Source organism: Bacillus sp. 22475, from assembly GCF_052044835.1.
Lineage (GTDB): Bacteria > Bacillota > Bacilli > Bacillales > Bacillaceae_G > Bacillus_A > Bacillus_A cereus.
In genome coordinates this window covers 74387-96490 of record NZ_JBQENW010000014.1, presented here as the reverse complement: position 1 = coordinate 96490, position 22104 = coordinate 74387, and the positions used below count along the sequence as shown (strand labels likewise).

Here is a 22104-nt window from a genome sequence, read left to right as displayed (position 1 = left end):
ATATCCTCTTATCTAATTATTTATACGTGTTTTTTCATATCATCGGCAACAGATTCAACATTTGTACCTACGATAACTTGTACACTTGTGTCACTCAATTTCATAACACCTTTTGCACCCGCACGTTTTAGTGCCGCTTCGTTTACTTGACCAGCATCTTTCACTTGTAAGCGTAGACGTGTTGCACAGTTATCAATAACTGTTAAGTTTTCTTTTCCGCCTAAAGCTGCTACGTAAGTTTCACCAATTGAACCTGCAACTGGTGCATCCGCACCTTCAACTAACTCATCGTCATCTTCACGACCTGGAGTTTTTAAGTTGAACTTCTTAATTAAGAAGTAGAATACTGCAAAGTAAATTGCTGCATAAATTAAACCGATACCTGCTAATAATACAGGTTTTGTTGCAATACCAAAGTTAATAACATAATCAATAGCACCTGCACTAAATGTGAAACCATCACGAATGCCAAGTGATGTTGTTATGAATAAAGAAAGACCTGTTAATACTGCATGCACACCATATAATACTGGTGATAAGAACATGAACGAGAATTCGATTGGCTCTGTAATACCAGTTAAGAATGAAGTTAACGCTAAACCAGCTAACATACCAGTAACTGCTTTACGTTTTTCTGGTTTAGCAGCCGCAATCATTGCGAAACAAGCTGCTGGTAAACCAAACATCATAACTGGGAAGAAACCAGTCATAAACATACCCGCTGATGGATCTTTTGCAAAGAAGCGAGCAATATCACCATGAACAAGATCACCAGCTGCATTTGTAAAGTCACCAAGTACAAACCAGAAATATGTGTTCATTACGTGATGTAAACCGATTGGAATTAATAAACGGTTTAATAATCCGAATAACCCTGCACCGATTGAACCTAAGTTTACGATACCGTGTGATACTGCATCAATACCAGTTTGGATTGTTGGCCAAATTTGACCGAATACTAATCCTAAAAGAAGCATTACAATAGAAGTAATGATTGGTACGAAACGTTTTCCAGCGAAGAATCCTAACCATTCTGGTAGTTTAATCTTATGGAATTTGTTGTATAGTAATCCAGCGATAACCCCGGCAATAATACCACCGAGTATGGCCATATTTATTTTGGGCGTCAAAGCTGCTGCTTTAGAAACTTTATTCATCGTATCCGCTAATTTAGTTGGATCTACTGAACCGACTAAATCTTGAACACTTTTTAATTTATCATTTAGTTCTGCTGTTGAGTAAGTAACACTTAAAGCATTAGTTGTATTCTTCATAACTAAATAACCAATTGCACCTGCAAGACCAGCTGCACCACTACCGTCAATAGATAAACCGATTGCAACACCAATTGCAAAAATAAGTGCTAAATTATCAAAAATTGCTGCACCGGCCTGTGCCATAACAGGAATGTTTAATACGTCTTCTTGTCCTAGACGAAGCAATAATCCTGCTGCTGGTAGTACTGCGATCGGAAGCATTAAAGCTTTACCAATACGTTGTAAAAACTGCAACATTTTAATTCCCCCTAATTAAATTTATGAAATCGTTATCATTATAAGTACGCTTTAGAAAACGCTTTCTATTACATAACCATAATAACATATAGTTGTATAGATGTGTAGTTTTTATTTCTGAACTTTTTATGGATAAATCTCCTATTTCCAAACTGTTATATAAAAGGAAAATTCTCCTTTTTAAAATACAGAATACTCGAAACGAAAGACCTATTATAGCACATTAAACTTTCGTTTTATCATTCCACTTTTTCATGTTATTATTTATTTCCGAGCATATCGGGAAAAGTAAACTTAGTTAATTCAAAATAGGAGCGTTGGTACTATGCAGTGCATTGAAACAAACAACTTACAACAGTTGTTAGAACAAGTAAAACCATATACGAAAAAAGGAAAACTTGCTACTTATATCCCCGAACTAGGAAATGCAAATCCAGACGATTTAGGGATTGCCATTTTCCATAAAGAAACAGAATATATCCATGCAGGCAACTCACAAACACTATTTACTCTTCAAAGTATTTCCAAAGTAATTACACTTGCCCTTGCCCTTTTAGAGCGTGGCGAAGAATATGTATTTTCTAAAGTTGGAATGGAACCAACGGGTGACCCATTTAATTCTATTATTAAGTTAGAAACGACAAGTCCGTCCAAACCCCTTAATCCAATGATAAATGCAGGAGCATTAGCTATTACAAGCATGTTAGCAGGAAAAGATAACGAGGAAAAAATGGAACGTATTCTTCATTTTGTACGTGAAATAACAGATAATCCTACTATTAATTATTCCTCTAAAGTTGCCGATTCAGAATTAGAGACAGCTTATCTAAACCGTTCACTTTGTTATTATATGAAACAAAACGGAATTATCGATTGTGATATTGAAGAACTTATGGATTTATATACTCGTCAATGTGCAGTTGAAGTAAACTGCATCGATTTAGCACGTATCGGCTTAATTTTTGCAATGGATGGATATGATCCATATAAAAAGAAACAAATCATCCCTAAACATATTACAAAAATTTGCAAAACATTTATGGTCACATGTGGTATGTATAACGAATCTGGTGAATTTGCAATACGCGTTGGTATCCCTGCAAAAAGTGGTGTAGCGGGTGGTATTTTCGGCTGCGTAAAAGGCGATATGGGAATCGGCATTTTCGGACCAGCTTTAGATGCAAACGGAAATAGTATTGCTGGTTTTAAAATTCTTGAACTTCTTTCTGCTCAAGAAGGCTGGAGTATTTTTTAATCGCGAGTTATCCTGCTATACTAGCAGGATTTTTTATTTCACTAAAACCTCACTTTTGTCAGTTATCCATCCTCTTACAAAAACAGTGCTGAAAGTTTCTCTATATCATGCATATTTGTTCCCCCCTCCTGAATAATATAGTACAACCTAGCGCTATATGTGGAGGTGTGAAAGATGAAACTAATATTTCAAATGGGAAAACAACCTGTTCTTGAAAAAACAATCCTTCTTTTTATATTGAGTATTGTAGAAAGCTTGAAGTTAAAAGTTGTTTCACTCGACGAAGCTCACCGATACATATTCAATTTAGAAGTACTTGAATTATTAATGGATCGGAACATCGATGATCAAGTACTTGAACTTATTCATTTCGGGATGGGACTTGAAGACATTTATCATGTGCTTCCTGAAGAACTTGAGCATACGATTGAGGAATTAAAGTGGCTTTGCATTCAAGTATTAAGTGAGTACAGTATGCATGAAGAATCGGAACAATTAATTGAAGATATACGGTAAAAAAGCACCTATGTAGGTGCTTTTAATGTTTTTTTAAACTATTTTTATACGCCTCAATATTTACTGGTAGCTCTTCCTCTTCCAAAGTATGTTCATTTACATCTTTATGAATGAACGCACCTTTAGGTGGTTGATGATCATGCCCTTTTTTCTTATGATCAAATGCTTTCCCGCGTCCCATACAAATCCCCCTTTCTTAAAAGAAATCCGTATTAGTATGGAGAAAAGTACGTCGATATATGCAATCCCTTGCTGTATTTCCAAGGAAATACTCGAACCTTGTTTTCTACTCTCCTTACAACAACTGATCGATCCCAATAAGAATTAATAACACTCCTGCGATAACTGTCGCCCATTTCCCTAAGTATTCTGCTAAAAATCGTTTTCCTACATACGCAAAACCACTAATACAAATAAAACTAAACACCCCAGAAATAGTCGCTGTAAGCCAAAGATTTAAATTTGTTACCCCAGCATCAAACCCACCTGCAATATTATTAATAGATAATGCAACTCCTAAAACAAGTGCTTCAGAAAAACTAATTGTTTTAGAGCCATCAAAATCTGCTTTTTCTGGATCACGTAAAATTCCCATAAGTACATTATCACCTTTAGAACCTACAGTATTTTTTTGACTCAAGAAAGGCTGACATAAAATAAACACCCCGATTATCCCTAAAACGATTGCTCCAATCAGGTTTGCTGTAAACTCTGAAATAAATAACGCAATCCATTTCCCAAAAAATCCAGCTAGTAAAGTAAATAAAAACCCAAAGAATGCGATGATAAAATTGTTAAACCATGAAATACGAATTTTACGAATGCCATACGCAATTCCAACACCTGCATTATCTAAATTAGAAGCGATCCCAATTAAAAAAATTGAAAATAAGCCTACCGTACTCATAAATAGTCACCCCTTTTTCTCACTTTTCAATGCATATTATGAAAATGTTGAGCAACTGTGCCTGTCTGTTTCATATACTTGTAATAAATGTTCAACATTTTTTCAACACTAAAAAAGGAGTGCCTGCACTATGGCTAATGAAAACCCGAATGATCGGCTTGGTAAATTAATAAAAAAACTTTTAAAAGAACGCGCCTTATCTATGCGCCAACTAGGAATACTTACAAATATTGATCCTGCAACAGTCTCAAGAATTATTAATGGCAAACAACCGCCAAAACAAAAACATCTACAAAAATTTGCAGAATGTCTTCAAGTTCCACCCCAATTGTTATTTGATGAAATGTACCCTGATTCTCCTCACATTAATAAAGAAAAAACGGATATGTACACATCTCTTGATACCATTCAACAAACTTTACAATCCTCTAACTTATTCGATTTCGATTACACTACAACTCGCGTAAAACAAGAACTCGAAAATTACGAACGCTATGCCCAGACAACAGAAGGCGAAAAACGTATTCATGACAGTTTTGCAAGCAAATTAGAGCAAATTGATAGTGCTGGTCCTTTTATTGAACAATTAACAGATATGTATCAACAATTTTGTAATGAAACCATTTCAAAAGAAGAACGTGCAGTTCTTGGGAGCGCATTACTTTATTTCATATTATCGACAGATATTATTCCCGACTATCTCTTTCCAATTGGCTATTTAGATGATGCGATTGCCGTTGAATTAGCAAAAGAGAAATTACTTGAAATGAAACGAAAGACATAGCAAAATAAAGAACTATTTCAGTTGTTTATATTCAACTCTGAAATAGTTCACTAAAAAATCGTACAAGTATACATACTCGTACGATTTTACTATACAAATCTATTTTTTCGTGTGGCACCATTCATATATAAATGTTGTTATCACTTTTGTAAATTCAATTAACTGTTCAATTTCAACTTTCTCATTTACAGAATGCGCTTCTTCTAATGTACCTGGTCCATATATAATCGCTGGAATGTGAAACTCACTAAACCAACCGCCATCAGTTACCGTTGCAGACATATCTAAAATTGCATTTTTTGATAGAATAGACTCGTGTACTGAGCTAAGTTTTTTTACAGCTTTATGTTCACTATCTACTTCTAATGAAGGGAAAATTTCACCACGATCTACAATCATTGATTCTCCGCCCCACTTAAATTGTGGCGGATTTTCACTTAACCATGGATCGGCAGCTGCCACCTTTCCAATATACTCTTCAATTTCGTTTATTATTTGTTCATGTGTTTCATTCGGATAGAAGTGCACTGTTATCCACAATCGGCACTCATCCGCAATAAACGCCGCATGCCTTCCTCCCTCAATAACAGCTGGATTAATTGTTGTTGTTCCAGATGGATAGCCTTCATATGTTTTCATAACTGCCCAGTGGCGCTCTAATTCTTGTAAGCTTTGTACAATTTTCATCATTTTTTCAATCGCACTCGCTCCAAATAAACGTCCTCCAGCATGGATCATTTGTCTGCGCGTTGCATCATGAAACGTTTGTGGACTTTTCACTGTAATCCATCCAGTAATGACACCGCCTTGTCCTTGCATATGTAAATTACTCGTATCCACTACTACTGCAAAATCAGCATCGTAACCCCTTTTGCAGCATTGAAGTGTACCTGCTTCTCCAACTTCTTCTCCAATTACCGATTGAAAAGTTAAATCTCCAGGTAATTCAATACCAGCTTCTTGTAAAAGTTGAATGGCAAATAGCGCTCCAGCCAGCCCACCTTTCATATCTGCTGCGCCACGTCCAATTAAACAGCCATCTTTTATAAATGGATCAAATGGATTTGTTTCCCACGCCTCATCTGCTGACACTTCGGCTACATCCATATGTCCATTAATAATAAGACTTTTATATGAGTCACTTTTTATCCCTTTTTTTACCCCAACAACATTCGGATCATTCGGATATACATCCCATTTATCAATACTAAAATTTCGTTTTCTTAAAAACTCTGCAACAAATTCTTGCGCTTCATTTGTATTTCTCGCTGGCGGTGCTGGTGTTTCAAAACGAATTAATGTTTTTGTAAGTTCTAGCAATTCCTCTTTCCTTAAATCTATTTGTTTTAATAACTGTGAAACTTCCGGATTCATCACTAATTCCCCTTTGCATACATAGAATGTTCCCAGCTTTATTGTCACAAAAAAAGAGACTGTTTACAATGTTACAGTCTCTTTTTTGCATCAGTTTCTAATAGCTTTATAAACTTTCTGCTTCTGTTGTATTTACTTTTTCAACATGTTCTATTTTACTTCCCTTATTTTTTGTGGCACGGTAAAACAGTAAACAAATGATCATAAATGGAATACCACAATATAACGCCATTCTTTGCTCGGGGATAAAGGCCATAGCAACTATAACTGTTACATTTAATGTTAATGCAAGAAGTGGTACAAATGGATACAATGGTGTTTTAAATTTCAAGTCCTTAACATCCCCGCCCTGCTTCATGTATGACCTTCTAGCTAATAAGTTTGATAAAGCAATAGATGCCCAAACTAGTATCGCTCCGAATCCAGCGATAGAAAGCAACCATAAATAAACTGTGTCTTCCGCATAAATACCTGATAGTAATGAGAGACAACCTACAATTGTGCTTACAATCAATGCATAAATAGGAACACCGTTTTTAGATAACTTACCAAAAATAGGACTAATCATTCCTTGATTAGACATAGACCATAGCATACGAGAAGTTGCATATAATCCTGAATTCGCAACGGATAGTACTGCTGTAATAATAACGAAATTTATAATATCTGCTGCATAAGGAATACCAATTTTATCAAATACAACTACGAATGGACTTTCTATCACTCCTGCTTGCTGCCAAGGGAATAGTCCAGCAAGAATAAAAATAGATAGTACAAAGAAAACAAGTATACGCCAAACTGTATTATTAATTGCCTTCGGGATCGTTTTCTCTGGATTTTCACTCTCCCCAGCTGCAATACCAACTAATTCTGTTCCTTGGAAAGAAAAATTAACTGCAATCATCGTAATTAAAATTGCTGATAATCCATTTGGAAACAATCCACCATAATCAGTAAAGTTAGAGAACATTGGCGCCGGTTCATTTCCTTTCATATCTAGAAACCCAAACATTGCTGCCCCGCCCAAAATAATAAATGCAATGATTGTAATTACTTTAATACTTGCAAACCAAAATTCCACTTCCGCAAAACTTTTTGAAGATAACGCATTAATAGCAAAGAGCAGTACTGCGAACACTACACACCAAATCCATGACGGTACATCGGGAAACCAGCGTTTCATCAAAATACTAACTGCAATTAATTCAATGCCTATCGTAGCAGACCAGTTTAACCACGACATCCATCCCACTACATAACCCGCTGCAGGGGAAATGTGCTTTGTCGCATACGTTTGATAAGACCCTGCGTCAGGCATCGCAACAGCTAATTCTCCTAAACAGAGCATCGTTAAGTACATTACAAATCCACCGACAAGATACGCTACAATTGCTCCTCCAGGTCCAGCTTCATGAATTGTATAACCTGACCCTAAAAAAAGTCCTGTACCAATAACTCCACCGAGTGCAATCATAAATATGTGCCTGCTTTTCAACTCTCTTTTTAATCCTTGGTTTTGATCCATCATATAAATCCCCCCTTTTTACTTTGCCAATCTACTTAATGTAAGCGTTTTTAAAATTATTTACTGTAAAAATAATGATTTAAAAGAGCAAAAATACACATCCCTTACATTAATCACTGCCTGTTACTAAAAGATCATCCCTTACTGTTATTAATAATTTTTGATCAGCAATAGCTTGTCCTTCTACTACTTCTAATGATTCGATATAACCACTGATTCCTATCTTAATTTCTACTTTCTGTTTATCTATCGTTTCAATTAACGCTAATTTCTCCCACTCGTATACGTAAGAACTTTCAGTAACAAATAATTTCTCTACTTTTCCATAACAAGGACTATACACACTTTCTATAACCGTCTTCACTTTATAAACTCCTCCTTCTTATTAATTGGTACTGAAACTTTGCATATCCTATAACAATCCATATTCCCCCTTTAAGGATTTCAAATATTATTTATGCAAAATACGTACCAAACTCTAATCCGTATATAAAATAAGAGTTTTTCACAAAAAAATCCGCTTAACCGCAAAATTTTTCTATCATTTGAAAAGTTTTAAGAGAAAAATAGCAAAAAATTTTTGCGATTTTATGAGAATTTTAATAAAATTATAAAAAGTCAGTCTTCATAGGGTGAAATGAGGAGAAGATGTCACATGTATACAGAAGAAATTAATTTTAGACAAATTATTGAAATGAATACGCTATATGAAAATTTACTCAATGAACTCGATATCGGGATTCATATTATTAATGAGGAAAGTAAAACCATTGTCTATAACCGCAAAATGATGGAAATTGAATCAATGGACCGCTTAGATGTGCTATATAAAAGTCCTTTAGAGGTATTTGCATTTGAAGAAAATAAAAATAGTACTCTTATAGAGGCATTAAAATTTGGAAAAACAAAGAAAAATATAAAACAAACGTACTTTAACAATAAAGGACAAGAAATTACAACGATTAACGATACTTTCCCTATAATAGAAAATGGAAAAATTAAAGGCGCTATTGAAATATCAAAAGAGATTAGTCACTCAAAGCAAACAATAAGAATGGGCCCTTCTCGAAAACAAAGCACTAAATTTACCTTTGATCACATAATTGGTGATTCTGAAGCCATTCAATCAATCATTGCAGAAGGAAAAAGAGTAATTCGTACATCTTCCTCTATACTTCTCGTAGGAGAAACAGGTACTGGGAAAGAACTATTTGCACAAAGCATCCATAATGAAAGTCAGCGTTCAACAAAACCCTTTATTTCACAAAACTGTGCCGCTATACCTGATACCTTAATGGAAAGCTTATTATTTGGTACAAATCGAGGTGCCTTTACAGGAGCAATAGATAAACCAGGTTTATTCGAAGAAGCAAACGGAGGAACTTTGTTATTAGATGAAATCAATTCATTAAGTCCTACACTTCAAGCTAAGTTGCTACGGGCTATACAAGAAAAAACAATACGAAGAATAGGAGGTACACAAGAAAAAGAAATTGATGTTCGCATTATAGCAACTATCAATGAAGATCCCTTCGAAGCCATCGCAAATGATCGATTAAGGGAAGACTTATATTACCGATTAAGCGTCGTTACTTTATGTCTTCCGCCTTTACGTGAAAGAAAAGAAGATATTCCAGCTCTTGTTCAGCACTTTATTGAAAAATATAATACTCAATTCGGGCTCAGCGTAACCGATGTAGATGTAAATGTAAGAGAATTTTTTTATGCATACGATTGGCCTGGAAACGTACGAGAATTGGAACATATAATTGAAGGTTCCATGAACTTGATAGAAGATGAAACCATCATTACAGCGTTTCATATGCCCACTCGCTTTCGCGAACGAATAAAAAAAGAATTCAATATGCAGCCTTCACTAACTAATCACAATACTGACACACCTAAAACTTTAAAACACACAATAGAAAAAATGGAAAAGAACTACATCAATCAAATCCTTAAAGAGAATCATGGCAACATCTCACAAGCTGCAAAATTTTTAGGATTAAGTAGGCAAAACTTACAATATCGAATTAAAAAACTGCATTTACACATATGAAATGAACATGTCTCCAAGTGTAAAAACAACTTGGTAAAATATGTTATAATAAACATATAACATGCTAGAAAGGGGCTATATATATGAGTAATGATAAAAAATTAAAGTTATTACAATACTTATACTTTTTCCCTGCCATGCTCTGTATGATGTTATTCATTAATGCCCATGTAAGCAGCTCTCCTTATGCAAAGCTATTAGGAACAATTTTTGGCTCCTTTGCAGCTATTATGCTTGCTGCTTTTTGGAATTTGAAGCTACATATAAAAAAAGAGAAATCTTCGTAATACTAAAAAAATCGAGCTACTTAGCCCGATTTTTTTTATTTGCCATTAAAACTCAACATTCTCCAAATACAAACCACTCGCCTCAGCAAGACAATTAATTTGATTACGTTGTTTTTCCTCTAAAATATTTGGGATTGCGTCCGCATCTAATTGTCCTAATCCGACTTCAATTAATGCTCCAACAATTTTTCGTACCATGTTATGAAGGAATCCGTTACCACTTACTCTAATTTGTACAAATCCTGCTTCTTCCATCACTTCAAGTGTATATACTTCTCGAACCATAGACTTTTTCTTTGATTTCGCATTTGAAAAAGCAGTAAAGTCATGTGAACCAACTAAATGTTTCGCAGCTTCTTTCATGTTTTTCACATTTAATTTTTTATTCACATGCATGCTGTATTTACGCATAAATGGATTTGTATGCTCTTCATTCCAAATTTTATACAGATATGTTTTTGCTTTAGAATTGTAACGAGCATGGAAACGATCATATACTTCTTCCACATTCGTAATGCTAATATCATTAGGTAAATATTGATTTAAATATTTTTTCACTTTATGTTCCACTAACTTCTCATCACTTTGAAAGTTAGCAACTTGATTCAAAGCATGTACACCAGCGTCTGTTCTACTACAACCGATAATTTCAATTTCTTTTCCAATCATTTCAGATATGACACTTTCGATTTTTCCTTGAATTGTATTATCGTTATTACCGAGACGTTGCCATCCTTTAAAACGTGCACCATCGTACTGAATCGTTAATTTATAATTATGCATAATATTCTCCTTCATAGAAAATATTCCCTCATACCATGAGGGAATATTAATAAACTTTACTTTCTAACAAGCTTCACTACATTTTCTACGTGAGCTGTATGTGGGAACATATCAACCGGTTGCACATACTCCACTTCATAGCTCTTCATTAATGCTTGTACATCACGTGCTAATGATGAAGGATTACAAGACACGTACACAACTTGTTTCGGCTTCACTTTTAAAATTGTTTCCAGTAATTTATCATCGCAACCTGTACGTGGTGGATCGACAACAATTACATCTGGACGCCATCCTTCTTTTACCCATTTCGGTAACCATTGTTCAGCTTTACCTGCTTCATATTTCGTATTTGTAAATCCGTGGCGCTTCGCATTTTTTCTTGCATCTGCAATCGCTTCTGGAATTACATCCATACCACGTACTTCCGCTGCATCATTTGCAAGCCAAAGACCGATTGTACCAACACCACAGTAAGCATCCACAATCTTCTCGTTTCCTGTTAACGCAGCTGCTTTTTTCGCCTCATTATATAAAACAACTGTTTGTTCTGGATTCAACTGGAAGAATGCACGTGCTGATAATTCAAATGATAAATCACCAAGTGTTTCTTGAATTACTTCTTTTCCAGCTAATTTAAATGTTTTGTCTCCAAAAATAACAGATGTTTTACGCCAGTTTACATTTTGCATAATTGATTTAACCGCTGGCATCTGTTTTTGTACTTCTGCAACAAATTGTTCTTTATTTGGTAATTCTTCTTTTGTTGTAATAAGTGTAACTTGTACTTCCCCTGTTTGAACTGCAGTACGTGTTACAATTGTGCGTACTAAACCTTTTTGTTTTTTCTCATTGTAAATAGAAACATTTAATTTTTCTAAAATACGTCTTACAACTTTTGTCGCTTCATTCGTTGCTTTATGTTGAATCATACAGTGAGCAATATCAATTAACTGATGTGAGTTTTGTTTATATAGCCCTGTAATAACCTTTTCGTCTTTACGCCCCACTTGTAATTGACTCTTATTACGGTAATGCCATGGATTTTCCATGCCAAGCGTTGGACGAATTTTCTCTTCCATACTGTTTTTCATGTACTTCTCAAATGCTTGTACAACGATATCACGCTTTTGATTCAATTGTTCTTTATAATCTAAATGTTGCAGCTGACAACCGCCACACTCCTCATATACTGGACACGGTGCTTTCACACGATGCGGTGAAGCTTTACGAACTTTTTTCACTTTCGCTTCAGCGAAGCCACGCTGAATTTTCGTTGTTTCTGCAACAACTTCTTCTCCTGGTAATGCCCCTGGAATGAAAACAACTTGTCTCTTAAAATAACCAACGCCTTCTCCGTTAATCCCAAGACGTTTAATTGTCACAGGAAACGTTTGACCAACTTCCAACTTACTCTCATGTTGCTTTTGCATCATTATTACACCTCTACTCTATACTTTTCCATAAATATAACGCTGCATAACTGCAGTATGGTTCACACTCTTGTTTCACTTTTTCTAAAAATGCATCATCAGGTTTATCATCTAATTGAAATATACCTTGCACTGCACGCTGAATCCCAATGTCCGCTTTCGGGAACATATTTTTCCGTCCAAGCCCAAACATTAAAAAGTTTTGCACTGTCCATGCACCAATTCCCCTAATTGGCAACAATTGTGCTGAAACTTCTTCTTCCGTCCCATTTTCTATACTCGCTAAATTTAATGTACCACTGACAATACTTCGACCTAATCCTACTATATATTCAGCCTTTCGCTGACTAAACTTCCGCTCTCTCAATTCTTCTATTGAAATATTTGCTACTATTTCCGGAGTGGGGAAAAAGAATACACCGTTCTTCTCTGTTCCATACCGTTTCACAAATTGTTCTGTTAACACAGTAGCAAATTTCAAATTTATTTGTTGGTGAATGATACAGCGAAGAAGACAAGCAAAATAATCAAATTCTAAAATAATTGGAGTATAAGCATATGTTTCAAATAGTGGACGTAATGATGTGTTTAAAAAATGATTTTGTATATCTTGAAACGGTTCATTCCAATGAAAAATGGCCCTCATTCGCTTCATGACTTTCTCCGGATTTCCTGTCTGACTAGAAATCCAAAACTGTGGATTTTGAACAGTACCAATCCCTTGTAAGCGAACAATAACCTGTTCCTCGTCTATACAAAGCGGGATATAAATGACTTTCTCATCTAATTGAATGACGTTAAGAGGATCAAAAGATAAACGTTTTAATACTTCTTCAAAATGATACGGATACTCTAACGTAACATGTTCGCTCCACATACGTTTCCCCATCCTTTTTACACATCATTATAGCATGAGAAAACCGTAAGCATACATGCTTACGGTTGATTGCTTTTTACTAAGTCATCTAGACTTTTAAAATGATACCCTTTCTCGCGCAAATCATCAATGATTTTTGCAAGTGCTTCTGCATTATCTTTTGATATTGCATGAAGTAATAAAATAGATCCTGGGTGAATCATCGTCATAACATTATTATGCGCATATTGCCATCCTCTTTGCTGATCCACTTTCCAATCCAAAAATGCAAGTGACCAAAATACATTATAGTAGCCCATTTCTTTCGTAAGAGCTAACGTTCTTTCACTAAATACGCCGCGCGGAGGACGTACATATTTCACTTCTTTTTGCCCAGTTACTTTTTTAATTTCTTCCGTTACACTCGTTAATTCTTCACGAAGCTTCTCATCATTTACCGCTGTAAAATCAGGATGACTCCAAGAATGATTTCCAATAATGTGTCCTTCATCCTTCATTCTTAACAATAAATCTTTTTGTGTTTTAATGTAATGCCCCGTTACAAAGAAAGCTGCTGGTACTTTTTTCTCTTTTAATACATCTAAGATTTTCCCTGTGTATCCATTCTCATATCCATTATCAAATGTTAAATAAATATCTTTTTTCTTCGTATCTCCTAAATAAAACCCGCCATTTTTTTGCAGTAAATCCGTATATAACTTTCCTGCATCTGGTACTGTTTCATTTTTAGGACGCGGGATTCCCCAGTTATGTGGAGTATTTGTATAAGCCAATGCCGAAACTGGAACAAGTGCCATCATAATTGAAAAAATGAGACCGATATATAACCATTTATATTTCATAAATAGTCTCCTTTCCATATATAATCGTACCTGTAGTTTCTGTTTACTTACTTACTTTCATGCTGTGCATGTTTTTCTATATATACCAAAAAATGCATCTCGAAAGATTCGAGATGCATTTTTGTTTATTTAAATACCGGCTCTTTAAAGCTCGCTAATTTTTCAAGTGATGTTTTATCAACATCTGCATGTAAACTATTACCATGAGAGTCCATCGTTACAACTGCTTTAAAACCTTCAATGCGTAAATGCCACATTGCTTCTGGAATACCAAATTGTAAGAAATCAACATCTTTCACTTCTTTAATACATTCAGCATAATATTGCGCCGCGCCGCCAATTGCGTTTAAGTACACGCCGCCGTGTTCTTCTAAAGCCGCTAATGTTTTCGCACCCATACCGCCTTTTCCAATAACAGCGCGAATACCAAATTTCTTCATAATATCGCCTTGGTACGGTTCTTCACGAATACTTGTCGTTGGACCTGCCGCTTTAATTTGCCAATTGTCATTGTCATCTTTCACAACAACTGGACCACAGTGGTAAATAATTTGTCCATTTAAATCTACTGGACAATCATTATCCATTAAATGCTTATGGATTGCGTCACGACCTGTATACATCATGCCATTAATTGTTACAACATCACCAACGCGAAGTCCACGAATTTGCTCTTCTGTAATTGGTGCTTGTAATACAATCTCACGTTGCTCTGTTTTTTCTTGTGCTTCATGCTGAAGTGTATCTTCACCTTCTTGATATAACCAATCCATAATTTCACCTGTTTCAGGATGGATTGTTACACCTAGGCGGCGATATGCCCAGCAATTATACGCCACAGATACGTAGAAGCTAGCCGGCAGGCGGTTATACACGCCAATTTTACAGCCCAGTAAAGTTGTTTCTCCACCAAATCCCATTGTACCAATGCCAAGCTTATTCGCATTTTCTAATACGTACTCTTCAAGTTGTTGTAACTCTGGTACTGGATTGACATCATCTAATGTACGGAATAATTGATTTTTTGCTAATTCATAACCTGATGTGCGGTCTCCCCCGATACCAACACCAATTACACCAGCACTACATCCTTGACCTTGTGCTTGGTATACTGCATGAAGAAGGCATTTACGAATTCCTTCTAAATCACGGCCAGCTCGTCCAAGTCCTTCTAGTTCACACGGTAAGCTATATTGAATATTTTTATTCTCACAGCCACCACCTTTTAGGATTAAACGTGCATCAATATAATCTTTTTCCCATTGTTCAAACTTAATAACCGGTGTACCTGGTCCTAAATTATTTCCACTATTGTCTCCAAAAAGAGAGTCAACAGAATTTGGACGAAGTTTACCATCTTTTGTCGCCCGCTCAAGCGCATTATAGATAGCTTCCTTCAACTTTAATTGGTTCACACCAACTGGTGTATAAATTTTAAACGTTGGCATCCCTGTATCTTGGCAAATCGGTGAGATGTTATCATCAGCCATTTTAATATTATTTGTAATTGTGCCAAGTGCCATCGCAGAACGAGTCCCTGCATTTTCTCGCTCTTTCGCTTGTTGAATCGCACGACGAACATCTTTCGGTAAGTTCGTTGACGTTTCAACAATTAGTTGATACATGCTTTCTTGAAGCTTTTCCATTGTTACTTCCCCCTCAATTGTGAACGCTACCAAAACGTTATGAGCTGAAAATTCCATTGTTATGCTCTTTAGCTTTTTATTTGTTTCACGCTATTAAAGCATAAATGAAATTTTTCACAACTTGATTATACCTCTTTTTCTATCGTCCTTCTATTATCCGCACAGAAAAAGGCTACCAAATTGGAATTGGCAGCCTTTTTAATATATTATTCGTCTTTTTTAAATTGCTCACATTTTAATTCTAATTCATCTAACATTGCAAGAAGACGATCTACATCTTCTAATTCTACTTCTTCAGGTTCAATTGTATCAATTACTTCAATGAACATATTTAAACGCTCTTTTAAATATACTAATTGTGTATCTTTATCTTGAATTGCTTTTCCCATGAAGGCACTCTCCTTTTAATTCGAGTTGCTTTTATTATACCGCAAAAATGATTGCTATGGGCATGAAATTTCATCAATTTTGTCACAGTCATCCACTATAATGTAAGCCCTCTCTCTTTTCACGCTAAAAAGTTTCACTTTATAAAAAGCACATATTCTTCTATTATAGAGAATGGACAAATTGTTATTTCAATAGTCAAAGGAGTATTTCATATGACGATATCACAAAAAATGAAGCCGATTACTCCTTCTTACGATCCATGGGAAGCGTATATGGACCTTGAAGAGTACGGCAAACTACTATTAACAAATGTTGAATTTACAACGACGACGTTATGCAATATGCGCTGTGAGCATTGCGCTGTTGGTTACACGTTACAGCCGAAAGACCCAAATCCGCTTCCGATGGATCTTTTATTAAAACGATTAGATGAGATTCCTCATTTACGTTCTTTAAGTATTACTGGCGGAGAACCTATGCTTTCAAAAAAATCCGTCGACAACTATGTAACACCACTCTTAAAATACGCCCATGAACGAGGCGTTCGCACTCAAATCAACTCTAACTTAACTATAGATTTAGCACGTTACGAACAAATTATTCCTTATTTAGACGTGTTGCATATCTCTCATAACTGGGGAACAATTGATGACTTCGTTGAAGGCGGATTTGCAATGATGGAGCGTAAACCTACTTACGAACAACGTGCAAAATTATTCGAAAGAATGATTACAAATAGTAAGGCTCTATCAGATGCAGGTGTACTTGTATCGGCCGAAACAATGTTAAACAAAAGAACTCTACCACATATTGAACATATTCACCGTCAAATCGTCGAAGAGATGGGCTGTAAACGTCATGAAGTTCACCCAATGTATCCAAGTGACTTCGCGAGTAATCTAGAGATTTTAACAAAAGCTGAAATTCGTAATGCAATTGAGCATTTACTAGAAATTCGCGATGAAAATGTATGGATGTTATTTGGAACGTTACCTTTCTATGCTTGTAGCGATGACGAGCGAGACATTGCCACATTTAAAAAATTACAAGAGAGCAAAAATGTCACTGTTCGTAATGATCCAGATGGCCGTTCTCGTTTAAATGTAAATATTTTCGATGGAAATATTATTGTGACGGACTTTGGTGATGTTCCACTTCTAGGAAACATACAAACAAACACATTACAAGAAGCATATGACAAATGGAGTGCTTCAAAAACAGCAAAATCATTAAGCTGTCACTGTCCTGCAGTAAAATGTCTTGGACCAAATGTTCTTGTAAAAAACAGCTACTATCCGACAGAAGATTTCTTATCAAAAACAGCAAACATTACATTATAAAAAAACGTCAGCTTATAAGCTGACGTTTTTTTATGTTATTGCGAGTGGGAAGAAGAAATGAATTTAAAAAATAAATGATCATGAATTGGAATCGCCGCTCCAATTCCTTGAGAAGTAATATTTTTCACAACAAGTCTTTTTTGATTTCCCTTTAATACAAGATACACTTCTCCAAATGTTACTTTTCCCTTTTCATTTACTGCTGGTGTATAAGCGTATAAATATCCGAGTTGACTCGGACTAATATTATACACACGCTCATGTCCAGTACCATAACCAATAGTTGTTTTAAACGAAAGGGGCAATTGTACTTTTTCAAGCGCTTTGAGAAGCATCATTTTTTTCACATCTGCAGCATCTTTCATATCTGCTGTTAAATCGCCTTCAACCGTCTTTTGTGTTTCTTGCTTATAGCGAAGTGGATATAAACGGTCTCCTCCGCGATTATCATACACATTTCGATTCACTTGTTTATATTCCCAATTAATCGATGTGTCTACTGATTCATAATGTAAAGCCCATTGACCTAAATAAATTTTTGCTCGGTACCCTACTGCAAGCGGCGCATTTGAAATTGTCGTTTCATTAAACATCCGAATTAAGTCTGGATTTTCAATTTTAATATTAGCTGTTTTCAATAGTTCTTGAGCAAACTTACTTGGCTGTAAACGTGGCAAATCTTGCGCATCATTTGGAAATGTATTGTCTTTTGAAATATTTAAAACAGATGAAGGCATTTTTGTTCCTACTGTTGTCTTTGCAAAACTCATGTTAGGAAATAATAAAATAAACGAGACCATAGTTGAAAGACATATGCTGTATACTCGTTTCACCTGTCTGGCTCCTTCCTATGTAGGTATATATACTACTTCGTTTATTGTTTTCTCTGAGCACAATTGTTATGCCTATTTTTCATAATAAATAAAAACCAATTCCCATAATGACATACGCCGCTAGTAAAGTGCCGCCTTCAAACCAGTTTGTATCTCCATCATTTGAAATCGCAATCGTTAAGAAAACGGCTGTAATCATAGATACAAGTTCTGGTATGGTAAATACTAAAGGCATCCTCTGCGCGAAGAACATAGATAGCAATACTAATACAGGAGCAACAAACATGGCGATTTGTAATGTAGAGCCTATTGCAATTTCAACTGCAATATTTACTTTATTTTTATAAGCCATAATAATTGCAGACGCATGTTCCGCTGCATTCCCAACAATTGCAACGATAATAACCCCTATAAATAACTCTGACCAGCCAAATGACTTTGCAACAGTTTCAAAAGTATGCACGAGTGCCTCTGACACATAAGCTACCGCTAGTGTTGCTATCGCTAAAATAAGGAGCGCCTTCCCTTTCGACCACTCTGGCTCTTCTTCATGCGCTACTTCGTCACTTTTATGTTGATATACACCACGGTGCGTAACTAATTTAAATAGTAATGCAGCAAGGTACATGATAATCATAATAATAGAAACACCTATACTTAATTGATACGTCTTGCCAGCGTCCATCTTCATTGAGAAGATCTCTGGAATAACAAAGGCCACAACAACAGCAAATATTAATAAAGCTGAATTATGCCTTGCATCATATACATTAAAACTTTGTCTTTTGTATTTAAGACCTCCAACAAAGAAGGATAACCCTCCTACTAATAATAAATTTCCAAGTACAGATCCCGTTAAAGAAGCTAACACCACTTCGATTAACCCTGCTTGAAGTGCAAAAATTGAAATGATAAGTTCAACAGCATTACCGAAAGTAGCATTTAATAATCCGCCTATTCTAGGACCAGAAACAATTGCTAGACTCTCTGTTGCTCTCCCCATAAAACCAGCTAATGCGATAATCGTAATACAATACACAGCGAACATAATTGTTTCTGGCCAATGAAGTGTTTTTCCAAGTACAGATAGTGGTACACCTATAAGCGCTACTATAAGAAATATTTTATTAAACATGCTTTTCATCCTTCCATCGTATGTATTTCTCCTCAATATTATTACTATTCTTCTCCTAACTTGTCCGATTTCATCACAATTACGTTTAAAAAATCGGATTGAAGAAAACAGTATGAAAGATATTTAAATTATCTTGTTTAAACAGACAGAATTATAAATTGTGAAAAGGGGTTAAAATTATGCACTTAAAAGAAAAAATCGCAACTATTATTCAAGGTCAACGTACTGGTGTATTATCTACAGTACGAAATGAGAAACCTCATAGCGCCTTTATGATGTTTTTCCATGAAGATTTTGTACTGTATGTTGCAACAGATCGAAAATCAAAAAAGATAACAGATATTGAACAAAATCCTAATGTCCATGTACTACTCGGACGAGAAGGGAAAAAATTAGATGAAGATTATATTGAAGTTGAAGGATTGGCTTCAATTGAGGAAGACTCGACATTAAAAAACAAGTTTTGGAATAATAGCTTAAAACGTTGGTTACTCGGCCCTGAAGACCCTAATTACGTATTGATAAAAATCAATCCCGACACAATTTATTACATTGATGGTGCTGGTACGACGGAGCCTGAGTTTTTACGACTATAAAATAAAACAAGCCCCCCTTAGGTGGGCTTGTTTTGTCGAAAAGTTCTTTTGAAAAAAACAATAAAATAGGTGGAACTTTCTAAAGATTCTGTTATATAATAGCATTAACTTAAATAAACTGTATTAAAACAGTTTGAGAGGAGAAATAAAATTGATGAAGAGAGAAGAACGCAAAAACATGATTGAGTTTATTGAAAAGAAAAAAGGGATTGAGCGTGACGAATTACTGTTTATGACAGACGATGAAGTAGAACATATTTATAATGTAACGTACTTTTTATATGAGGAAATTGCAGAGTAGTATAATAATCCCCACCTTATTAAAAATATAAGGTGGGGATTATTTCGTTATTTAGCCCACTATTTGCGGGCAGTCAAACTCCCACCTTAAAATTCAGGTGGAACAAGAAGTTAAGTTGAAGTCGTGCTTCCTATAAACCTCAATTGCTTCAACTTTATACATGAGAATCATTTTCATGTATAATACTGTAAGATTGGAGGAGTTTTACTATGAGTTCGTGGCTCTTATTTGCACTATTATCAGCAATTGCTGCTGCCCTTGTATCGATTTTTGGAAAGTTTGGTTTAGACGGAATCGATGCAAACGTTGCAACAACAATTCGATCTATTATTATGGCATTATTTATGATAGGCGTTATTATCATACAAGGTAAATTTCAAAATATCGGCGACGTACTGCTAAATAAAAAAGCACTGCTATTTATCACATTAAGTGGGATTGCAGGTGCTTCTTCATGGCTATTTTATTTTCTTGCCCTCAAAACAGGAAAGGTTTCACAAGTAGCTCCTGTCGATAAATTAAGCGTCGTATTTTCTATCATTCTCGCTATGATTATCCTCGGTGAAAAGTTAAACTTTATGACCGGAGTTGGTGTAGTCTTTATTACAGCTGGTGTATTATTTATTACTTTCAGCTAAAAAAACCGCTATTAGCGGTTTTTCTTTTTCTTTATATAAAACCATACAACACATGTAACAACTGCTGAAATTAATAAAATCCATATTCCATAATGATGTAAACTATACTCAACGAAGCGCCACTTCTCGCCTAACTTCCAGCCAAGCCCAATAAAAACACTTATCCAAATGAGCGCACCACCGTAAGCGTACAAACAAAAACGCCAAAGTGTCAAATTTGATACCCCAGCAAAATATGCTGTTAAATGACGTACTCCCGGTATAAAATAACCAATCATTAAAAGAAATGGCCCATATTTTTCAAATAAAATATGTGTTTTTTCAATGTGATGTTCTTTAATTCTAATTTTCGGCCCATATTTCTTTAAAACAGGGAGCCCAAGTTTTAAACCTAATATGTAGCTTAACGTGATCCCTAACATCGCACCAGCCATCCCACTTAAAAAAGCAGCGGTTCCTGACATAACTCCTTTTGAAACATTATAACCAACAAAGGTCAATAAAAACTCGTCTGGTATCGGTAATCCGACAATCCCACCAGCCAAAGCTATAACAATTCCAAAATACCCATAATGCGCGATTAACTCGCCAATATGTTGTTCCATTCGGAAGACACATCCTATGCACGATCGTTATTCCACATTGTACCCGTTCTATCTTTAAGGCAAACATGGTATACATATTCACTATACATTGTTTTTATAATGAACTCTACTTCTATTCGTTCCTTTAATAGAGATAAAATTAAACTTCAATCAGCGGGGGTTTTCTTCATCATCTACTGATTATTAGCCTACGCCAATCAGACTTCTACAGGTATCTTGCCTCCGACATAATTCACTTACATTCACTAATTTTGAGATTAGATTCTTACTGCCTGCAAATGTCCTGATAAAAAATAAAAATTCATATGCGTGTTTTTTTGTTACAATAAAGGAAAGTTACTTTTCGCAACGGTTTAACTCTCAAGAAAAATGATATATCTAGCAAAAACATAGTTTGGTCTATATAATACAACTTCTACCTATTAAAAGAACATGAACCCTTTTACATACAACATCATTTTTCT

Annotated in this window: 24 protein-coding genes; 9 read left to right on the top strand and 15 right to left on the bottom strand. The window is 35.3% G+C overall.

The features are described 5' to 3' along the window. Positions 1–20 precede the first annotated feature (20 nt). Positions 21–1514 (bottom strand): N-acetylglucosamine-specific PTS transporter subunit IIBC, encoded by a 1494-nt coding sequence (gene nagE / locus ACTJJY_RS20670; protein WP_440606415.1) that lies wholly within the window; start codon positions 1512–1514, stop codon positions 21–23. 325 nt (positions 1515–1839) lie between these two features. Between nagE and glsA the strand changes: the two genes are divergently transcribed. Together glsA and ACTJJY_RS20660 are read left to right on the top strand one after the other, a co-directional pair. Continuing rightward, positions 1840–2769, top strand: a complete 930-nt coding sequence (gene glsA / locus ACTJJY_RS20665) for a glutaminase A (protein ID WP_001149864.1) — start codon at positions 1840–1842, stop codon at positions 2767–2769. A 174-nt stretch (positions 2770–2943) separates the two neighbouring features. After that, on the top strand, positions 2944–3285 hold the full coding sequence (locus tag ACTJJY_RS20660; RefSeq protein ID WP_000766604.1) for a DUF3969 family protein: 342 nt from the start codon (positions 2944–2946) through the stop codon (positions 3283–3285). Positions 3286–3307: 22 nt separating this feature from the next. Here ACTJJY_RS20660 and ACTJJY_RS20655 read toward each other — a convergent pair whose 3' ends face one another. Both ACTJJY_RS20655 and ytaF read right to left on the bottom strand, forming a co-directional pair. After that, on the bottom strand, positions 3308–3466 hold the full coding sequence (locus ACTJJY_RS20655; RefSeq protein ID WP_000532409.1) for a hypothetical protein: 159 nt from the start codon (positions 3464–3466) through the stop codon (positions 3308–3310). Between the two features lie 114 nt (positions 3467–3580). Then, the gene (ytaF, locus tag ACTJJY_RS20650; RefSeq protein WP_440606414.1) at positions 3581–4192 is read right to left on the bottom strand and encodes a sporulation membrane protein YtaF; all 612 of its coding nucleotides are present in this window, start codon (positions 4190–4192) and stop codon (positions 3581–3583) included. 130 nt (positions 4193–4322) lie between these two features. On the opposite strand from ytaF, the gene ACTJJY_RS20645 reads away from it, so the two are divergent. After that, positions 4323–4976: a DUF1232 domain-containing protein gene (locus ACTJJY_RS20645; RefSeq protein ID WP_001262773.1), complete on the top strand. Its 654-nt coding sequence runs from the start codon at positions 4323–4325 to the stop codon at positions 4974–4976. 99 nt (positions 4977–5075) lie between these two features. Here the strand turns inward: ACTJJY_RS20645 and ACTJJY_RS20640 are convergent, their stop codons facing one another. The 3 genes from ACTJJY_RS20640 to ACTJJY_RS20630 form a co-directional block, all read right to left on the bottom strand. After that, positions 5076–6350, bottom strand: coding sequence for an acetylornithine deacetylase (locus tag ACTJJY_RS20640; RefSeq protein WP_440606413.1), 1275 nt, complete (start codon positions 6348–6350; stop codon positions 5076–5078). A 106-nt stretch (positions 6351–6456) separates the two neighbouring features. Next, the gene (locus tag ACTJJY_RS20635) at positions 6457–7878 is read right to left on the bottom strand and encodes an amino acid permease (protein ID WP_440606412.1); all 1422 of its coding nucleotides are present in this window, start codon (positions 7876–7878) and stop codon (positions 6457–6459) included. 106 nt (positions 7879–7984) lie between these two features. Next, a complete protein-coding gene (locus ACTJJY_RS20630; RefSeq protein ID WP_098612571.1) occupies positions 7985–8239 on the bottom strand; it encodes a biotin/lipoyl-containing protein in 255 nt (84 codons plus the stop codon). 291 nt (positions 8240–8530) lie between these two features. Between ACTJJY_RS20630 and ACTJJY_RS20625 the strand changes: the two genes are divergently transcribed. Together ACTJJY_RS20625 and ACTJJY_RS20620 are read left to right on the top strand one after the other, a co-directional pair. After that, positions 8531–9934 carry a sigma 54-interacting transcriptional regulator gene (locus tag ACTJJY_RS20625; RefSeq protein ID WP_213746813.1) on the top strand — a complete coding sequence of 468 codons (1404 nt, stop codon included), beginning with the start codon at positions 8531–8533 and terminating at the stop codon, positions 9932–9934. Positions 9935–10017: 83 nt separating this feature from the next. Continuing rightward, positions 10018–10221: a hypothetical protein gene (locus tag ACTJJY_RS20620; protein WP_440606411.1), complete on the top strand. Its 204-nt coding sequence runs from the start codon at positions 10018–10020 to the stop codon at positions 10219–10221. A gap of 45 nt (positions 10222–10266) precedes the next feature. On the opposite strand, the gene truA is transcribed toward ACTJJY_RS20620, so the two are convergent. The 6 genes from truA to ACTJJY_RS20590 form a co-directional block, all read right to left on the bottom strand. Next, on the bottom strand, positions 10267–11004 hold the full coding sequence (truA, locus tag ACTJJY_RS20615; protein ID WP_440606410.1) for a tRNA pseudouridine(38-40) synthase TruA: 738 nt from the start codon (positions 11002–11004) through the stop codon (positions 10267–10269). 56 nt (positions 11005–11060) lie between these two features. Next, positions 11061–12440, bottom strand: coding sequence for a 23S rRNA (uracil(1939)-C(5))-methyltransferase RlmD (rlmD, locus tag ACTJJY_RS20610; RefSeq protein WP_440606409.1), 1380 nt, complete (start codon positions 12438–12440; stop codon positions 11061–11063). A gap of 10 nt (positions 12441–12450) precedes the next feature. Beyond that, positions 12451–13314 (bottom strand): DNA-3-methyladenine glycosylase family protein, encoded by an 864-nt coding sequence (locus ACTJJY_RS20605; protein WP_440606408.1) that lies wholly within the window; start codon positions 13312–13314, stop codon positions 12451–12453. Positions 13315–13373: 59 nt separating this feature from the next. After that, the gene (pdaA, locus tag ACTJJY_RS20600; protein WP_440606407.1) at positions 13374–14156 is read right to left on the bottom strand and encodes a delta-lactam-biosynthetic de-N-acetylase; all 783 of its coding nucleotides are present in this window, start codon (positions 14154–14156) and stop codon (positions 13374–13376) included. Between the two features lie 125 nt (positions 14157–14281). After that, positions 14282–15802, bottom strand: coding sequence for a class I fumarate hydratase (gene fumA / locus ACTJJY_RS20595; protein ID WP_000413530.1), 1521 nt, complete (start codon positions 15800–15802; stop codon positions 14282–14284). A gap of 206 nt (positions 15803–16008) precedes the next feature. Further along, positions 16009–16191 carry an SE1561 family protein gene (locus ACTJJY_RS20590; RefSeq protein ID WP_000513558.1) on the bottom strand — a complete coding sequence of 61 codons (183 nt, stop codon included), beginning with the start codon at positions 16189–16191 and terminating at the stop codon, positions 16009–16011. Positions 16192–16404: 213 nt separating this feature from the next. Here ACTJJY_RS20590 and yfkAB point away from each other — a divergent pair, with 213 nt between their 5' ends. Next, positions 16405–17532 (top strand): radical SAM/CxCxxxxC motif protein YfkAB, encoded by a 1128-nt coding sequence (yfkAB, locus tag ACTJJY_RS20585; protein ID WP_000156025.1) that lies wholly within the window; start codon positions 16405–16407, stop codon positions 17530–17532. A 35-nt stretch (positions 17533–17567) separates the two neighbouring features. Here the strand turns inward: yfkAB and ACTJJY_RS20580 are convergent, their stop codons facing one another. Further along, the gene (locus tag ACTJJY_RS20580; protein ID WP_002083605.1) at positions 17568–18365 is read right to left on the bottom strand and encodes a YfkD famly protein; all 798 of its coding nucleotides are present in this window, start codon (positions 18363–18365) and stop codon (positions 17568–17570) included. A gap of 79 nt (positions 18366–18444) precedes the next feature. Further along, complete coding sequence (gene cax / locus ACTJJY_RS20575) at positions 18445–19500, bottom strand: calcium/proton exchanger (RefSeq protein WP_000482133.1); 1056 nt, start codon at positions 19498–19500, stop codon at positions 18445–18447. Positions 19501–19679: 179 nt separating this feature from the next. Between cax and ACTJJY_RS20570 the strand changes: the two genes are divergently transcribed. The 3 genes from ACTJJY_RS20570 (at position 19680) to ACTJJY_RS20560 (ending at position 21035) form a co-directional block, all read left to right on the top strand. Beyond that, complete coding sequence (locus tag ACTJJY_RS20570) at positions 19680–20096, top strand: pyridoxamine 5'-phosphate oxidase family protein (protein WP_053512345.1); 417 nt, start codon at positions 19680–19682, stop codon at positions 20094–20096. Positions 20097–20250: 154 nt separating this feature from the next. Continuing rightward, the gene (locus ACTJJY_RS20565; protein WP_000817786.1) at positions 20251–20397 is read left to right on the top strand and encodes a BH0509 family protein; all 147 of its coding nucleotides are present in this window, start codon (positions 20251–20253) and stop codon (positions 20395–20397) included. A 209-nt stretch (positions 20398–20606) separates the two neighbouring features. Continuing rightward, positions 20607–21035 carry an EamA family transporter gene (locus ACTJJY_RS20560; RefSeq protein ID WP_440606406.1) on the top strand — a complete coding sequence of 143 codons (429 nt, stop codon included), beginning with the start codon at positions 20607–20609 and terminating at the stop codon, positions 21033–21035. An 11-nt stretch (positions 21036–21046) separates the two neighbouring features. On the opposite strand, the gene ACTJJY_RS20555 is transcribed toward ACTJJY_RS20560, so the two are convergent. Then, positions 21047–21640, bottom strand: coding sequence for a DedA family protein (locus ACTJJY_RS20555; protein ID WP_000434876.1), 594 nt, complete (start codon positions 21638–21640; stop codon positions 21047–21049). Positions 21641–22104 lie beyond the last annotated feature (464 nt).